Source organism: Prevotella rectalis (assembly GCF_900607215.1).
GTDB lineage: Bacteria > Bacteroidota > Bacteroidia > Bacteroidales > Bacteroidaceae > Prevotella > Prevotella brunnea.
The window spans coordinates 718,740-735,063 of record NZ_LR027820.1; the positions used below are offsets into that span (position 1 = coordinate 718,740).

Below are 16,324 nucleotides of genomic sequence, written 5' to 3' on the forward strand. Positions count from 1 at the left end.
AGAGGTATCGTATGGCTCATAAAGAAACGAATTTGACAGACAATGAGATATTGCGCCAGAAGATAGTGAACCTCCAACACGCATTGTCTTTGGAGAAGATGCGCAGCCGTGCCTATGAGAAACTCATAGAGATAGCCGAATCCGAGGAGGGTATCAGCATCTTAAAAAAAGATGGTGCCAAACAGTAACGGCGCTGCGTGAGGAGTTTCCCGGTGTATCCGTGGAATTCCTCTGTGGGCTGTTTGGCAAGAAACGCCAGTGGTATTACGCAAGCAGCAAGCTTGTGATTTCTGAGCGGCAAAGGCGTAAACTGATAGTTGACAATGTACTCTACTATCGTGCCTGCTGTCCCGGGATAGGCGGTGTGAAACTGCACGTCCTCCTCAAGTCGGAGCTAGGTGAAGATGTTACTCATGGTCGCGACTCCTTCTTAAAACTACTTGCTTCAGAAGGACTTATGCTTCCCAAGAACAAGCGAAGACGTACAACGGACTCCAATCATCCTTATAGGAAGTATCCTAATCTTGTACAAGGTGTTACGGCAATGTATGCTAACCACATTTGGGCAGCCGACATAACCTACGTTTGGATTTACGGCAACGTCCTGTACCTCCATCTCATTACAGATGTTTACTCACATGCTGTCATAGGCTGGTGCTTATCCGAAACCATGGAGGCTATAAATACGAAGGAGGCATTGCTAATGGCAGTTAAGGCAGCCGGAGAAGGCAACCTCTGCGGAACGATACACCACTCTGACAGGGGTTCGCAATATGCCTGCCACCTATATGTTGAAACTCTTATGTGCCACCATATCAGGGTTAGTATGACAGAACGGTACAATCCTACGGACAATCCTGTGGCGGAAAGGACGAATGGAACCTTTAAGGTTGAGTGGATTTACCAGCAGGAGATGTACCGAGATTATGACCAGGCCAATATGGAAATCTCCAAGGCAATAGCCTTCTACAACAACAGACGACCGCATATGAGCATAGGAATGAAATGTCCGATGGATGTCTATAGAGGCGAACAGCCCGGGAGAAATCTTTGGAAAAAGAGATAAATGCTTGCAAAAAAGAAAAATATAACGTATCTTTGGAACGCCGAAAATATGGCGAACGACGGTCTTATGCCATCTTCACCAAAGGTCCCAGGGGGCATCGAGCCCCCTAAGACCTTGCCGAAAATATGACGGAACTTAGGTGTTGTCCATCTTCTTTTATACAAGTGCACTGACTTCAAATTTAAACTATATAATGTTAATGTCAAGTCATTCAGTAAATAAGAAAATATTTGACAAGTAAAACAGAAAAACATCGTCAGATCTGACAAGTGAATTCAGGAAAAGACATATCATTATCCAATGGTGTCCTAAATATTCTTCATTCGTTTATCCAAAGCTTAGCTTTCGCGTTCCAAAAGGTAAGCTTTTGCAATGCAAAAGGTCATGAATTGAAGTGCAACTAATCAGCGAAAATGAAGAAATATCGAAGTTGGTGTAAACAGACTGATAATGAGCAGGAAACGGAATAATTTGCATAGAAGTGCTCTTTTCAAAAAGGGTCATAATGTGCAGATTTAGGCAGAAGTTCAGTTACCAAACCGTTACCCGATTTAGTCATAGGTAACGATGGAGCAATGTTCGGTAACTGAATTATTTTCGCTCGTGTGGCTGTTGCTGCGGTCGGCAGTTTTCTGCATAAGTGAGGAACGCTTTGAATTTGCTGATTTTGCCACAAAACATCAAAGCGTATGAAAACAAAAAAATGAAGGTGTTGCTCTACCTTAAAAAGAGCGGTCTTGATAAGTCGGGCAAGGCTCCGATTATGGGGCGTATCACACTTGGAAGGAGTATTGCACAGTTTAGTTGCAAGTTGTCCTGCAATCCCGATTTGTGGAATCCTCGTGAAAGCAGAATGGACGGCAAGAGCCGTGAAGCAATGGAAGTGAATGGCAGGTTGGAGAACTTGCTGCTGTCCATCCAGTCAGCCTATCAGTCTACATCGATTCTTTATTCGCAACGTATTTCAGAAACTGTACTTCATCTTTACCCATGCTTCGGAGTTCTTACTGTACATTTGAAACTTGCCTTTGTCGGCATGGAAATAGTCGTAGCCAGCGGTGAGTTCGATTTGGTCGTTAAGAGAATAGGAAGCCGAGAAACGATTGAAGATGCCGCCGTTTGTTACATCAATGTAGGCAAAGGTGGAGAGTTTCAGCGTGTTGCGCAGCAGTTCTTTGGCGAGCCGTGCGGTGGCAAGTCCAGCATTGCGGTAGGCAGAAAGTCCGTCAAGATTGCCCGAAGTGTATTTGTGGCAGTATTGAAGACTTACATTCCAATCGTTGCCCGGATACCAATCAAGTCCTGCAAGGGCGTTGAGGGAGTTGCGCTGCACGGTATTCTGTCCCAAGCCTACACTCTGCGCCTCGCCTATATAGTCGGCTATTTCGGCACGGACAACGAACTTACCTATGGGCAGTGAGCAATCGGCACCGAGCATAGTCATGCGATGGTACTTCCCGACTATGCAAAGCGATTTCCCATTAGCCGACAGTTCAGGACAAAAGGCAGGCTGTTTGTTCCACGTCCGCAAGGCACTCACAGAGAAATCCACTCCGCTTTGGTTTACGGTTATGCGTCCACCAAACTCCATATTCTTCAGTCGTTTCTCTGGCTTTCCACTTTCCAAGTCTATCGTATAGGGCAATGGTGAGGACGAAAGGCGTATTGCCCATGGATTGCGCTCATCTGTGGGCAGTATGAAGAAATCGGCTACAGGATTGCACACCGCCTCGAGCGTAACCGCTCCCATTGTGTACTTAGCACGCAGGGCATTGACAGGCATACGAATATCGTCATAGTCTTGTGCAAGAAATTCTGTGTAGTCGAACGGCGACACGCAGTCGGTAAGTCGCAGCGCATCTGCCACCCCCCATACCACAATCTGTCGTCCCACACGCAGGTCAAGATTACCCTTTGCATAGGCGAGATAAGCCTCGCGCAGCTCCAGTCCCGTGCGCTCTTTGAGTATTCCGTTGTAGATAGCGTTCAGCGACACAAAGAGCGAAGCCGCCCCTTTTTCAAGTTTCAGTTCTCCTCGCGCCCGAGTCCTCGATGCCATCCAGTCGGCTTTTTCCTCTGTCCTTACAGCGTGATAGGTATCAAGGAAACCTTTCACCTGCACCTGCAAAGCGTTGTCGTCGGTAGTTTCGAATGTTTCTTCCAAAACTTCTTCCGAACCAGCAACAGTGTTTTCCAAACTGATAATGGTATCTTCACAAACAATGGTGTCGCTCTCTGTTTGCAGCGTGTCGATTTGGGCTGATGCCTGTGCCGAGAGCATCGGCACAAGCAGGAGCATACATAATCGGAGTAGGTTCATATCAGAGTCCTTTCTCCAATTTGGAAACGGTGAAGAGATTGGGCGACACTCGCACATTGAACCGCTGGTTGTTCATACGAATGATGGTCTTGTGTCCTGTCTGCACGTTTTCCATCTGCATAAGGTGCATAGTCCAAAAGCCTTGCACTTTATCAATGTTGGAAATGGTAAGACGGCGGTGTAGCTTGTTCAGTTTATCGTAGTATTCAGCCTTGACAGCCATCAAACAGTCTTGTCTTATCCACGTTACTCGACGTGTATAGATTTCGTCCTTGTCATTGGGAATCGACTGTACCACCCAGCATCTATGTCCGCCTAAGTTTTCTTCTCGCAGGAGCTGGTGTTTTTCCTCGTCCACATTGCGCATACTCATGTCGTTGTAGGTAAAGTCGCTACCCATGAAGTAGTCGGTCTTCGACGACTTACCACTAATGCGTCTTGTCTTTTTCATGGCAGGCAGATAGAGCCACTTGTCGTCCACCTTGCGTGGATTGTCGTAGTCCCATGTGAGGAATCCTGTTCCCTTCACATCTCCGGGATAAGTGAAGAACATAATTTTCTTTGTGTCCTTGCCTACGTCCATAGCCCATGACTTGAGTTTTCTGATGCGTTTGTGTCCACTTCGCTGAATGAGCGTCATCTCTACGGTAGCGTAGCGTGTGTCGCCATCAGGTCGGTTCTTTACTTTTTGCATAATGTCCCTACCAGACAGCCCTGCTGCCTGTGCGCTGCCAATTGCCAACAGAGCGATGAGCAGTAATGTAAAATTTCTTGTTTTCATACTTTAGGGTTTAATTGTTATTTTGAATGTTGTTGTTAATGTTTGCTTTCTCTTGCTTGAATATGTGGAGATAGTCTATGAGGATAGGCGTGAGGAAGAGGTCAGCCAACAAAGCCGATACCATGCCAGCTACTGCCAGTATGCCCCAGTTGCTCATCTGTGTGGCATCGGAGAAGACGAAGCCCATGAATGTAGCCGAGATGACGACCGTGGACATCACAATGGCAAGTCCTTCGGTGCGGAAGGTGCGGTTGATGGCTGTTTCGTAGTTGCCGCATCTTTCGTATGCCACATGGCTGTGGTTGATGAAGTGAATGGTATCATCGACGGCTATACCCAGCACCATTGGTATGAGCGAGGCGGTCATCATGTCAAGTGGGTAGCCAAGCCAGCCCATCATTCCACCCACGATGATGGCAGGGGCAATGTTGGGTATCATACCTACGAGTCCCACTTTCCAGTTTCCAAAAATCAGAACGAGGATTATGCCGATCACCAATACCGACAGCATCATCGACCACATCTGTCCTCGCTCCACATACTGCTGCATGACGGTGAATTGCGGAATATTCCCCACCACCGAGACGTGTGCATCGGGGAAGAGACGGCGTGCCTCCGCCTGAAGGTTGTTCATTTCTTTTTCCGCCTCGTTGGAGTTGTAGTCTTTCAGTTCTATTTGTAGCCTTAGCCGTTTGTAGTTGTAGTCCATCCAGTATTCCGACTCCGTTCCTCCAGCATTTTCGTATAGTAAAAGCAACTGTGCTACCATATCGGCATTGTTGGGAATAGTGTAAAATTGCTGCTTGTTTCCGTTTAGAGTGCAATTCATGTCTTTCACAATGTCAGTGATGGAGTTGTGACGTTTAGTTAGCTTGTAGCCATCAGCAATTTTTGATAATAGGTCGAGCTTCTGCAGATTTCTTGGTTTCTTGGCATCGTTGTCGTGCGGTAGCGTAATCATCAAATCGTAGGCATACATGGAGCCGAGTTCCGTTTCACAAAGGTTGAGGAATTTGTTGACGTAAGGCACTTTTCTCCCCATCGTCTTCTCAATGTCGAATGCTGGCTCGATGAAGAAGAGCCCGATGCCACAGAAAATTGTCAGCACCACCGACAAAGCGACAATGCCCCGATGATGGCATATCACAAAACTTCCGAATTGCTCAAACCGATTGCCAATATAGCCCTCGAAGCTCTTCGACATGTTGGCGGCTGGTTTTCTATCTTTGCCAAACGACAACAGAAGGGGAGTGATGAAAAGGCAGGTTAGCAATACGGCGAGCAGACTGATTGATGTATTGAGACCAATTGCTTGCATGGGTACGATGTTCATGGAAAGGAATGTCATCATGGCAGCCACGGTGGTGAGTGCCGAGAGCGATACGCCCCAACCAGTCTCGCCCATCGCATCGATGATGGATTGCCTGCGCCTACCTGTCTCTACGAAGCGCGTCTTGAAGAAGTTGTACAGGTGGATGTTGTAGGCAATGGAGCAAGCAAAGGTGAGAATGACGGCTATCATCATGGTTGTCATGTCGATATAGATGCCTGTCCAGCCGATGATGCCAAAGCTGATGAGCAGTCCTAAGACAGAGGTGAGCAACGGTGCTATTACTCCACGTAGCGAACGAGTTACAATGAGCATTACTACAATAGAGATGATAAATGCGAAGAGGAACAATCGTCCCATTTCGCCCTTAAGATAGACCACCTTCTCATAGCTCAGATAAGGCATTCCCGCAGCAGCGGGCGACAGTTCTGCATATTTCTCCTTGCCTATGATATGTCCAGCTTCCCTGCCAGTAATCATGTCGGGAGCCATGTCGCTCGTCTTCTTCCACACACTGTCGGCAGGGAAGGGACGCAGCTTTACCATGATCCATGTCATCTTTCCATCGGTCGATACCATTTTCTTTGCCAGATAGGGTTTGCTGTAAGCCTTGCGCTTGATTTCTTTCAGTCCCGCGGCATCCGATGGAATTTGCTCGGGTACAATCTGCTCTATGGTCATACCTTCTTCCGTACCAGAGGCAAACTCAAGGTCGGTGAGCGATGTTACCTTGTCGGCATACGACAAACTATCTTTCAGTTCGTTGCTCAGCTCACGAATGAGTGTGAGACTGCGGTTGGAGAAGATGTCCTTATTCTTTACCAATACTGCCACATAGTAGTCGTTTCCAAAGATAGACTTGAACTCGTTGGTCTTGAGCAGTATAGGGTCGTCGCTTAGGAAATAGTCATCGAATGAAGTTCTTACCACGATGCGCTTGGCTCCAACGAGCGAAAAGGCGATGACCACCGCAAACAGCACACCCACAACAAGCCGATGGCGCAAAATCCAGTTCGCCAGCTGCCTGAAAAGGTTGTTGATTTTTTCGATTTTCATGATTGTTTCCTTTTATTTTGTTTCTGTTTCTTTTTCTGATGAGATGTTTTTTGAAGTAGTTTCTTGTTGCAGTCTTACCATTTGTGCAAAAGTCCCATTGTGTGCCATTAGTTCATCGGGTGTACCCTGTTCCACGACTGTTCCGCCAGAGAGTACTATGATGTGGTCGGCACCCAATACGGTGCGCATGCGGTGCGCAATGATGATGACAGTCTTGTTGCGCACCAGTTCTGAGATACCAGCCTGAATCTTTGTCTCGTTCTCGGCATCAAGGCTGGCGGTTGCTTCGTCCAAGAGGATGACAGGAGCATCTTTTAAGAGTGCACGGGCTATGGAGATACGCTGCCGCTCCCCACCCGAAAGGGTTTCTCCATTTTCGCCTATCACCGTGTCGTAGCCTTGTGGCATACGACGGACGAATTCATCGCACTGTGCCAATCGCGCCACATGCCTTACTTCCTCATCGGTGGCGTCGCGCTTTCCTATGCGTATGTTGTCGGCAACAGAGGCATTGAAGAGCATCACGTCTTGGAACACTACGGCGTAATTTTTGAGCAACGTCTCTGGTTCTATGCCCGAGATGTCGTGTCCGCCCAGCGTTATCTTCCCACTATTGATATCCCAAAAACGTGCAGCGAGCTTGGCAGTGGTACTCTTACCACCACCAGATGGACCAACGAGTGCGGTTATCTCGCCTTGTCGGGCAGTGAATGAAACATTGTGAAGCACCTGCTTGTCTGTTTCGTAGGAAAAGCTGACGTTGTGGAACTCAATGTCATAGTTTGAAACTTCCACCTTGGTGTCGCCCGTCTGTATGGGCATTGCCTCCATCTCTTTCATTCGCTTGATACGCACATCGAGAAAAGTAAGAATAGCAAGGTGATTGCATACTTCAAGAATAGGATTATAAACCATTGCCGAAACAAGGAGGAACGCCAAATAGACGAACATCGACACGTCGCCACGCTGAAGCATCCATGCGCCTACAACGATGACGGTAGACATGCCCAGTTTAAGCAGTACAGCGGAGATGTTGACAAACACACTTATCAAGAGTTCACCGGCAACAAGTCCTTTTTCCAATGTTTTTAATCGCTGGTCGAACCACTGGTTATATTCGTCCTCGCCATTGTACGACTTGATTTCCTGCACACACTCCAGTCCTTCTTGTATCTGTTCGCTCACGCCACGCTTGATGTGGTAGATACGTGTAAAAGCCTTGTCCATTCGATTTCGTGAAACCAACAGCACCACCAAGGCAAATGGCACGACCCAAAACACAGCGATGGCTAATCGCCAGTCGTAACAGAACATTCCCGCTGCGATAATGACAATGCTTACCACAGAAGCAAACAGTTGGGGAATGGCGTGCGAGAACGTTGTTTCCAATTGTGTGCAGTCTTCCATCATAGTGGCAGTGAGGTCGGAGAGATTGCGCTCACCAAAGAAGGCGAGAGGTAAACGGCGCAGTTTCTCGGCTAAGGAGATACGGCGTTGCGCACTCTCATTATATACGGTGGTATAGGTGCTGTCGTATTGCCGACGAATCACGACGAGCATCACGACCATAAGCCCTGCTGCCATGAGGAGATAAAACCACAACGTATGAGGGGCATTCATTGTCATATTATCGAGATACTCCATCAGGAAGAAAAACAAATAAGTGGGTGGCAGCATTAGCACAAGGTTGAGCAGTGTCGAAAAGATGATGCCTTGGCGCAAGTCTTTTGCCCCTTTTTCCGTAAGAGCGAAACGGTTTTGAAAATATTTAATCATGACTTTATGACTTTATGACTTTTAATAGATGATATTTTCCACGAAACGGATTGTTGATATTCATTCCACATACGGTGGTAATACTTTTCCTCACTCAATAGTTCCTTGTGCGTTCCCTGTTCGACAATCTTGCCGTTGTCCACAACTACGATACTATCGGCATCCTGCACAGTGGTAAGTCTATGAGCTATCATCAGCACGGTCTTTCCTTGTGTGAGATGTGCCAGCGCCTTACGGATAAGCTGTTCGTTTTCGGGGTCGGCAAAGGCAGTCGCCTCATCGAGCACGACGATAGGGGCATCTTTCAGAATGGCACGGGCAAGAACAATACGCTGCTGCTCACCTCCCGAAAGATAAGTACCTTCAGCACCGATAACGGTATCCAATCCCTGTGGTAGCCGGTCGATAATCTCACGACTTTGTGAGAGGTCGATGGCACGGTTGATCTGTTCAGTCGTTGCATCAGGATTGCCGTAACGTAGGTTTTCGATGAGCGAAGTTTTGAACAGACGGGTGTTTTGGAAGACGAACGACACGTTGCGCATCAGCTCGTCCTTGCGCATATCCCTCACGTCTATGCCTCCTATGGTAACGCTGCCATGACGCACGTCCCAAAAACGGGGTATCAATCTTGCTATGGTGGTCTTTCCGCTGCCTGACGCTCCTACGAATGCAACCGTCTTTCCTTCGGGAATGGTAAGGTTGATATGACTCACTGCATCTTTCTCCGCTCCCTCATATCGAAACGAAACGTTGTTGAAACGAATGTCATACGCTTCTGCACGTTTTGGCTCGTCGTGCTGCGAGAGCGGTGCAATATCAGTGAGCTGCTCTAATCGTTCCACAGCCTCGTTTGCCATGAATAGATCCTGACTGAGATACATGGCTTTCATCACGTTGGAAGCGATGAGCGGTGCAATCACCACATAAAGTATCACGTTGGCGATAATTGTGCTTGTATCTCCACCGAGTCCTATCAGGATAATAGCAGTAGGAACGAGGATGAAGGCAAAGGCATTGATAGCAAGTATATAAAATGACATTGGCGTGCGCCACACAAGCGTACACTTGATGACAAGGTCGCGGTAGCTGATAATGCTATCGTAGAAACGTTTGAATGAGAAGACTGTCTGCTGGAATACCTTGACCACGGGAATACCTCTGACATATTCCACTGCCTCTGCCCCCATCTTCTCCTGCGCATCAAGGTAGAGCCTTTGAAATTGGTTGTTCTTCGGGTTCATCATATATCCCATAATGCCTATCGCACCAATGAGAGGTATCATTGCAGCCGTACCCAACTGCCAATCCACAGCGAATAACAGTACGATAACACCTATCGGAGCAACGATGCAGCTCGCCACATCGGGTAGCAGGTGTGCCACGAAAGTATGTGTCTGTCCCGAATCCTCATCAATGATTTTGCGCATACGTCCCGTGTTTTGTTCATCGAGATAACCCAATGGTGCACGCATCAGTCGTTGCATCGCTTTGCGCCTCATGTTGGTTTCGATACGGAATGCTGCAAGATGAGAGAGCATCAGTGCCAAAAAGTAGAGCAACACGTTTGCCACCGATATGACAAAAGCCCATAGGGCATAGTCTATAAGGGGTGTGTTTGAGAGGTTGCCCTTGGCGATTAGTAGTGTGCGCACCACGAGCCACAAAAGTATGAACGGGACAAGCGACAGCAGTCCGTTGACTGCCGACAGTGCTACGGAGCATGGCAGCAAGTATTTGCGCCCTCCCATGTAAGCTCCTAAACGTTTGAGAGTCTTCATCATATATTATTGTCTTTTAAAATTTAGTCCTTATGGTTTCAGTAATGCTTTCCAACCTGCCATGCTAAAGTCCATGTACTGTTCCAAGGCAACTTTGATATCCTCGTCGCTGTAATCTTCGTGTTCTACAATCTCGCAGAAAACGGTTATCCATGTAGAGCAATTGATGTGAACCAAGAATGGCGAAATGTTGGCGTTGAGATGTGGATAGCGTTCTTTCATCAGTCGCAGGTATTCCATACCCACTTTCATCTGTCTGTCCACCATCTTGTCTTTATATCCTTGTAGCGACGTACCCTCCGAGTTGAATAGGAGTAGTCGAAGCTCTGGACGAAAGTCTTTGATGATGGCAAGCATGGCAAAGATGTAATCTATTTGGTGTTGCCGCATGTTGAACACGTCTATCGACAGGAACTTTTCGTCATTGTGCGACAGGATGTGTTTGTTCAATGCCTTGGTGAGAGGCCGCAGCACCTCGCAAAACAGTTCGTCCTTGCTCTTAAAGTAATTGTATAGGTTTCCTACAGCGACACCTGACTTGCGAGCCACTGTGCGGATGGAGGTGCAGCGTACACCATGTGCGATAAATTCTGCACGGGCGGTAGCGATGATGCGCTGCCGAATATCATCTTTCAGAGTTTGCATAATTAGGGTAAAGGGTTAATAGTGAACGTTGTTCAATTTTGTTCATAAAAAAAACGCACTGTTCTTTTCTTGAACAGTGCGCTTCGATAGTGGAGGGGTGTATATCCATATATATAATATGGTACTTTCGTTTGATCATACTCTTGTATTTTCTTTGCTGCAAAGGTACGAGGTGTGAACAAGTTTCGCAATACTTAAAAGTGGGTATTTTATAATGGGCATAAATTATAATAGTACCCTCTCACAGAAAGTAATCTCTAATTAGACAGTCGTGTCGTAGTGTGCAACTCTGAAAGCGGATACAATATTATCCGAGGCCTCTGCAAAACTCCATTTTGCCAGAAACACAATATCTGCCTACCAATAAGTTATATCCCCCCAGTCAGGGGACTTATGCAGAGATCTCATCTAAATAGCTTTTGGCAGTGGTCGCTAACGTGAAGGGCGGAGTATATGGCACAGGGCTGCTCGGTGAGACTCGGCGGCATAGGCTCATTCTACTTCACGGCTGCGACGAACAATAACGGCGTGGCAACAGAAAAGGAAGTAACCGCCGCACTCATCAACAGCGTGCGTGTGCGCTTCATTCCCGAAACCCGCTTCCGTGGAGGCGGCACGAGGGGGGGCACAGGTGGCGGCTGCCGTGCCGTGCGTAGACTGGCGGTTGTGGACATCGAGTGAGAGGAAAGGAAAGGCGAAGTCGCCTCGGATGATTCTTCTTCGGGCGGTGGAGCAATCATCAACCCGTAACCGAAAGTTTTTTATAACTCTCTAATTTGTATGGTGCAAGGTCTGTTTCGAAATAGAGCTTGCGCCTGTTTTGTTTTCAAACAGAAAATGTCAAATCTTATACAGGAAGGTGTTTGATATGTCCTTACGGTAGTTATGACACTGCAAAAAATGGCAGATTCGATAATAAAGATATTGTTGGTACGCACTTTGCATTGATTTCAAACAACGACAATCAATATCTATATGGCAGGAAATTCAAAATGGATAGAAGGGGAAGCTGTAGATTTCATAAAAACAGAAATTCGCAAGTCGAAACGGATGTTTCCATATATTGATGATAATGATAGGACACCATCATGGGATGGTAATATTTTCTTATATTCCAATTCAAGTGGAGAAAAGAACAATTTACTGGGGAAAATCCCTGTACAAGTAAAAGGACATAATATAAAGTCTTTCCCTAAAGGGAATATGAAATACCGTGCGGAAATGGCAGATTTGCGAAATTTCTATAACGACAAGGGTGTCCTATTTTTTGTTGTGTGTCTTCGGGAACATGAAGCAGGGGGATTTGAAAAGAAAGGGTATTATACTTGTTTGCCTATTGTTAAATTGAAAGAATTGCTTGAGAAAGGAAAGGGGCAGACAAAAACAACCATAGAATTATCCCCAATGCCTAACAAGATAAAAGAGTTAGAGAAGTCTCTTTTTACTTTTTATGACGATTTAGGTAAACAAGTTAGTGTCAGATATGCCAAAGAACTTCCATCCATACAGGACTTAACCGATGAACAATTAGGACGGCAATTTGAATTTACCGTTATTGTAGAGAACAACAAAAATCCATGGAATCAAATTACTTCATCTTATAGGTATCTTTATGCCAAAACAGCAAACGGAATATTGCCATTCAAGGAAGGACCATGCAAACTGTCTTTTATGACAGAGCGTGAAGCTACCATAAGAATTGGAGAGCGAATTTATTATAAGATGGTAAAAGCAAAATACCAGTCAGGCAAAACTTCTATTATTGTTGGAGATAGTATAGAAATCTTTCTTGATGAAGAGGGATGTATCGGAAAAATACAAATCAACCTGACACAGAGTTTTATACATCGCCTTGTTGATTTAGATTTTCTCTTAGAAGCATATCGTGCCAAACATTTTTTATTTAATAACATCAAGATAGATTTTGTACTAAGTAATGATATAATAAAAGAAAGAGAAAAGGAAGAACACTTAGAGGTGTTGAAAAAACTAAAGAATCTCTTTGACACTCTTCATATAACAAAGGATTTGCAGCTCAATAAACTGAAAGCAAGAGACTGGAATTTATTAGAATTGTTACACAGCTGCCTTCTGTATCATAAGCCATACATAACCAAAAAGAAAATGGAAGTTCTGTGTCAAATAAAGATTCAAGATATTTGTATTTTATTGCTTACAACAGAAATACGGGCAGAAAAAGGAAGATACCATTATAGATTGAAGGATTTTTTTGAAGAAACAGTGGTCTTTGCTTGTAAAACGGATAGTGGAGAAACTTATCCAGCATCAGTATTTGTTGCAATGACATTGGAACGTTATTGTACTTGTTCCAATATAAATTGGGGACAACAGATACCATCATTTAAGGAAATAATTAAAGAAAATCCCGAAACTTTCAATTTGGCTAATATGAGTGTACTCCAGATGTTAGCAGCCTACGATAGAACAAAGAATAAAGAATAAAGAATTGATAAGTCAAGCAGAAAAATTGCAAGATTGGCTCATGAAAGAAACGCATAGTGATCTCCCATGTGATTTAATGACGATAAATAAGTGTCAAATTATTAAGCGAAATAGAGAATTTACGGAAAAAGAACAACTTGAAATTAGAAATGTAATAAATCAAACAAAAGATGAATCTTTTAAATTTGCTTGTTATTTGCTATTAGGAGAAAAAACTGCTGCAAAATACCATTATGCAAAGGTTGATGAGCAGACAAAAGTAGATATGAAAAATTGGCCGATAATGAAGTTTGCTAAAGATTTGAATTTGGAAATATAATTATTACAGATGATGGCATAGCACTTGTGCAGGATGATATAATAATCTCTTATACAGGTGTCTTTTTTATATTACTAATTTGCTGTTTTTATAGTTTTTCTCCAAGATTCTTTCTAAGTCGGAAGCCTTGTAGAGTATCTTCCCTACGAATTGCGTGTAGGGGATAATCCTCCTGTCCCGATAGTCCTGCAGGGTACGGAGGCTGATATACAGCCGCTCGCACACCTCCTTACCTGTTAGGAAATGCTCACCACCAAACAGTGGTTTGTGTGTTTCTGCCACTTCCTTAATCCGTTTGCTCACTCCGCTGATAGCGGACAGCACCACCTGCATATCATCCGCCTCCATGTTCAAATCTCTTACCTGTTCCATAATCTTCGAATTTATTTGTTAATTTCAGGTCTTTCCATTTTTGTTTTCTCTGATTTGGTCTCCAATAATCGTTCCACGTCCTCACACTTGTAGTAGCACTTATGCCCGATTTGGGAGAAAGGCAACACACCTGTATCCCGATAGTGCTGCAATGTACGCTTGCTGATATTAAGCAACCTGCATACATCGCCGTTGTGCAGCCAATCGGTGTGCCTGCTCTGTTCTCCGAATGCCTTGTGGCAGGTCTCGGCAAGACTGAGTATCTCGTTCCTCAGTTTTGCCCAGTTTGAATCCGTAATGATAAAATATCCCATAATTCTATTGTTGTTTTGTTTGTACTTTTGTCTTATTGGTATTGACAACACCTTTGTCTGTTCTGCGTTTCATCGCACGTTTATGCCTGCAAAAGTATGATGAGTTTGTCATACTTCAAAGCAGTAGGGAACAGCAGGGAAATATCGGGAACTTCAAGGAAAAACTAATGCATTTTATCGGCAGCCGTTTGCGCATTCTTTCTCTGTTTTCTTCTTTCACCGTCTGTTTGGCGCAAAGATAGGGCGGTGCATGTCCTATTCTATCATACTTCTTTTAAGTGGCACCTTGTAGCACTCTTGGTGTGGACAAAAGCTACCCTATTCCTGTGCTGATTCTATTGTTTGCAATATCGGTGCAGAATACAGCAAACGTGTGCAAAGGGGTACACTTCGACCTCTATCTTTCCTTGCTATTTTATCCCCTGTTTTGATTTAATTCGGGCTTAAATCAGTTATTTCTTTTCCTGTCTCTTCAAAAATCCGTGCGAACTTTATTGCGAATGAACGCAACATTATGCAAGCACTCTCCGAATGCTTGGAACTTTCCAGTTCTCGTAATAACTTCACTCTCTGAAACCAAACCAAGCATATAATGAAGAAGAATGCAGATAAAAGTAAATCGAAGGGAGGAAACAATATGCCTAAGCAAAGGAAGACTTCCTCCAAAAATGGTGAGATAGAAACCTATCTCTCCTCTTATTATGAGTTTAGGTACAACACGGTGTTGGGAAGAACTGAATACAGGGGCAAGGACGATACTCACTTCTCAAAAGTGGGTCGCTATGAAATCAACACGCTCCGCAGGGAACTTGATAACTATGTGGGCATCGTTACTTCTTCCGACAATCTCTATTCCATCATAGAAAGCAGCTTCTCTCCACGTATCAACCCCATACAGGAGTATTTCAAGGGATTGCCCTCGGTGAATATTGGTAATAGCAGTGGCAACAGTAATGATTATGGCAGTAAAAGTAATGGAAAAAATGAAAACAATAGCTGTTGTGATATTTCTTCCCTTTCACTGAAAGCTATTCCAGACTTGGCAAGTTGCGTTGTGGTGCGCAACTCCGACAAATGGCTGCCATACCTTACCAAATGGCTCGTGGCAGTGGTCGCCAACGCCATGGACAACCGTGAATGCCGTAACCATACCTGTCTTGTACTGACAGGTGAGCAAGGCAAGTTCAAGACAACATACCTTGACTTGCTCTGTCCTCCTGCCTTGCATGGTTACAGCTACACGGGCAAGATATATCCGCAGGAGAAGGACACGCTTACCTATATAGGGCAAAATCTCATCGTAAACATTGACGACCAGCTCAAAGCCCTCAACAAGCGTGACGAAAACGAACTGAAGAACCTCATTACCTGTCCGATGGTCAAGTACCGCATGCCCTACGACAAGTACGTGGAAGAGCATCCCCACTTGGCAAGCTTTGTTGCATCGGTAAATGGTAACGATTTCCTTACCGACCCCACAGGCAGCAGACGGTTTCTGCCCTTTGAAGTGCTTTCCATAGATATTGAGAGAGCAAAGGCTGTTTCTATGGATAATGTCTATGCGGAAGCGAAAGCCTTGCTGAGCATAGGTTTCCGCTATTGGTTTGACGATGAAGAGATAACGGAACTATACAGGGAGAGTGAGGACTTTCAAGTGCAGACCGCAGAAATGGAACTACTGTTGCGCTGCTTCGAGAAGCCAACGGAGGATAATCCCCAATGCACCTATATGACCACCACTGAGGTAATCACCTACTTGGGACTTTACACGCATCATCCCTTGTCCTTAAAGCACATGGGCGAAGCCCTTAGGAGGGCAGGCTTTGAGAAAGGAAGCCGAAGGCGTGACGGTGGCAGTCCCATCTATGTATATAAGGTAAGGAAGATTCTCCCTTGTCCCTTGCCAAGTTATTGCAGCAACCAAATGTAGTAGCCGTATGTCGTAAGTTCGTAGTATGACTTGGTACTACAAAAAATACATTGAAAATCAATTACTTAACTTAAAATAGTATGTAGTAAGAAGAAAGATGAAAAAGTTTGGAGGGGAAAAACTTCTGAAAAGAGATTTTCTTTCAATAATCATTCACCTACCATTCAAATA

General features: G+C 45.0%; 14 protein-coding genes and 2 pseudogenes. 7 read left to right on the plus strand and 9 right to left on the minus strand.

Features of this window, described 5'->3' with window-relative positions:
- A pseudogene (locus E0E16_RS13890) lies at positions 1-188 on the plus strand (hypothetical protein); the annotation flags it as partial.
- Between the two features lie 32 nt (positions 189-220).
- Positions 221-1,066 carry an IS3 family transposase gene (locus tag E0E16_RS04000; RefSeq protein WP_255418106.1) on the plus strand — a complete coding sequence of 282 codons (846 nt, stop codon included), beginning with the start codon at positions 221-223 and terminating at the stop codon, positions 1,064-1,066.
- Positions 1,067-1,617: 551 nt separating this feature from the next.
- Here the strand turns inward: E0E16_RS04000 and E0E16_RS14225 are convergent.
- The gene (locus E0E16_RS14225; protein WP_255418138.1) at positions 1,618-1,740 is read right to left on the minus strand and encodes a hypothetical protein; all 123 of its coding nucleotides are present in this window, start codon (positions 1,738-1,740) and stop codon (positions 1,618-1,620) included.
- Positions 1,741-1,769: 29 nt separating this feature from the next.
- Between E0E16_RS14225 and E0E16_RS04005 the strand changes: the two are divergent.
- Positions 1,770-2,003: pseudogene (locus tag E0E16_RS04005) on the plus strand (Arm DNA-binding domain-containing protein); the annotation flags it as partial.
- A 27-nt stretch (positions 2,004-2,030) separates the two neighbouring features.
- Here the strand turns inward: E0E16_RS04005 and E0E16_RS04010 are convergent.
- The 6 genes from E0E16_RS04010 to E0E16_RS04035 are packed head-to-tail and all read right to left on the minus strand — an operon-like array spanning position 2,031 to position 10,755.
- Positions 2,031-3,386 (minus strand): DUF1302 family protein, encoded by a 1,356-nt coding sequence (locus tag E0E16_RS04010; protein ID WP_130829007.1) that lies wholly within the window; start codon positions 3,384-3,386, stop codon positions 2,031-2,033.
- A 1-nt stretch (position 3,387) separates the two neighbouring features.
- Positions 3,388-4,167 (minus strand): outer membrane lipoprotein-sorting protein, encoded by a 780-nt coding sequence (locus tag E0E16_RS04015; protein WP_116617352.1) that lies wholly within the window; start codon positions 4,165-4,167, stop codon positions 3,388-3,390.
- A 10-nt stretch (positions 4,168-4,177) separates the two neighbouring features.
- On the minus strand, positions 4,178-6,553 hold the full coding sequence (locus E0E16_RS04020) for an efflux RND transporter permease subunit (RefSeq protein ID WP_116617353.1): 2,376 nt from the start codon (positions 6,551-6,553) through the stop codon (positions 4,178-4,180).
- 12 nt (positions 6,554-6,565) lie between these two features.
- Positions 6,566-8,329 carry an ABC transporter ATP-binding protein gene (locus E0E16_RS04025; RefSeq protein ID WP_130829009.1) on the minus strand — a complete coding sequence of 588 codons (1,764 nt, stop codon included), beginning with the start codon at positions 8,327-8,329 and terminating at the stop codon, positions 6,566-6,568.
- The gene (locus E0E16_RS04030; protein WP_130829011.1) at positions 8,326-10,113 is read right to left on the minus strand and encodes an ABC transporter ATP-binding protein; all 1,788 of its coding nucleotides are present in this window, start codon (positions 10,111-10,113) and stop codon (positions 8,326-8,328) included. Before E0E16_RS04030 ends, E0E16_RS04025 begins: the two co-directional genes overlap by 4 nt.
- Before the next feature lie 27 nt (positions 10,114-10,140).
- On the minus strand, positions 10,141-10,755 hold the full coding sequence (locus E0E16_RS04035) for a TetR/AcrR family transcriptional regulator (RefSeq protein WP_007175325.1): 615 nt from the start codon (positions 10,753-10,755) through the stop codon (positions 10,141-10,143).
- 453 nt (positions 10,756-11,208) lie between these two features.
- On the opposite strand from E0E16_RS04035, the gene E0E16_RS04040 reads away from it, so the two are divergent.
- The 3 genes from E0E16_RS04040 to E0E16_RS04050 all read left to right on the plus strand — a co-directional run bounded on the left by E0E16_RS04040 (position 11,209) and on the right by E0E16_RS04050 (position 13,537).
- A complete protein-coding gene (locus E0E16_RS04040) occupies positions 11,209-11,436 on the plus strand; it encodes an HU family DNA-binding protein (RefSeq protein WP_165444188.1) in 228 nt (75 codons plus the stop codon).
- A 294-nt stretch (positions 11,437-11,730) separates the two neighbouring features.
- Positions 11,731-13,218, plus strand: a complete 1,488-nt coding sequence (locus E0E16_RS04045; RefSeq protein WP_130829013.1) for a hypothetical protein — start codon at positions 11,731-11,733, stop codon at positions 13,216-13,218.
- 40 nt (positions 13,219-13,258) lie between these two features.
- Positions 13,259-13,537: a hypothetical protein gene (locus E0E16_RS04050; RefSeq protein ID WP_130829015.1), complete on the plus strand. Its 279-nt coding sequence runs from the start codon at positions 13,259-13,261 to the stop codon at positions 13,535-13,537.
- A gap of 66 nt (positions 13,538-13,603) precedes the next feature.
- On the opposite strand, the gene E0E16_RS04055 is transcribed toward E0E16_RS04050, so the two are convergent.
- Together E0E16_RS04055 and E0E16_RS04060 are read right to left on the minus strand one after the other, a co-directional pair.
- A complete protein-coding gene (locus tag E0E16_RS04055) occupies positions 13,604-13,909 on the minus strand; it encodes a helix-turn-helix domain-containing protein (RefSeq protein ID WP_130829017.1) in 306 nt (101 codons plus the stop codon).
- A gap of 11 nt (positions 13,910-13,920) precedes the next feature.
- Positions 13,921-14,223, minus strand: coding sequence for a helix-turn-helix domain-containing protein (locus tag E0E16_RS04060; protein WP_130829019.1), 303 nt, complete (start codon positions 14,221-14,223; stop codon positions 13,921-13,923).
- 592 nt (positions 14,224-14,815) lie between these two features.
- On the opposite strand from E0E16_RS04060, the gene E0E16_RS04070 reads away from it, so the two are divergent.
- On the plus strand, positions 14,816-16,153 hold the full coding sequence (locus E0E16_RS04070) for a virulence-associated E family protein (RefSeq protein ID WP_130829021.1): 1,338 nt from the start codon (positions 14,816-14,818) through the stop codon (positions 16,151-16,153).
- Positions 16,154-16,324 lie beyond the last annotated feature (171 nt).

What these genes read in the sequence shown, in the direction of transcription:
- E0E16_RS04010 (WP_130829007.1), bottom strand. Translation starts at nt 3,386, where the DNA reads ATGAACCTACTCCGATTATGTATGCTCCTGCTTGTGCCGATGCTCTCG.
- E0E16_RS04015 (WP_116617352.1), bottom strand. Translation starts at nt 4,167, where the DNA reads ATGAAAACAAGAAATTTTACATTACTGCTCATCGCTCTGTTGGCAATT.
- E0E16_RS04020 (WP_116617353.1), bottom strand. Translation starts at nt 6,553, where the DNA reads ATGAAAATCGAAAAAATCAACAACCTTTTCAGGCAGCTGGCGAACTGG.
- E0E16_RS04025 (WP_130829009.1), bottom strand. Translation starts at nt 8,329, where the DNA reads ATGATTAAATATTTTCAAAACCGTTTCGCTCTTACGGAAAAAGGGGCA.
- E0E16_RS04030 (WP_130829011.1), bottom strand. Translation starts at nt 10,113, where the DNA reads ATGATGAAGACTCTCAAACGTTTAGGAGCTTACATGGGAGGGCGCAAA.
- E0E16_RS04035 (WP_007175325.1), bottom strand. Translation starts at nt 10,755, where the DNA reads ATGCAAACTCTGAAAGATGATATTCGGCAGCGCATCATCGCTACCGCC.
- E0E16_RS04040 (WP_165444188.1), top strand. Translation starts at nt 11,209, where the DNA reads ATGGCACAGGGCTGCTCGGTGAGACTCGGCGGCATAGGCTCATTCTAC.
- E0E16_RS04045 (WP_130829013.1), top strand. Translation starts at nt 11,731, where the DNA reads ATGGCAGGAAATTCAAAATGGATAGAAGGGGAAGCTGTAGATTTCATA.
- E0E16_RS04050 (WP_130829015.1), top strand. Translation starts at nt 13,259, where the DNA reads ATGAAAGAAACGCATAGTGATCTCCCATGTGATTTAATGACGATAAAT.
- E0E16_RS04055 (WP_130829017.1), bottom strand. Translation starts at nt 13,909, where the DNA reads ATGGAACAGGTAAGAGATTTGAACATGGAGGCGGATGATATGCAGGTG.
- E0E16_RS04060 (WP_130829019.1), bottom strand. Translation starts at nt 14,223, where the DNA reads ATGGGATATTTTATCATTACGGATTCAAACTGGGCAAAACTGAGGAAC.
- E0E16_RS04070 (WP_130829021.1), top strand. Translation starts at nt 14,816, where the DNA reads ATGAAGAAGAATGCAGATAAAAGTAAATCGAAGGGAGGAAACAATATG.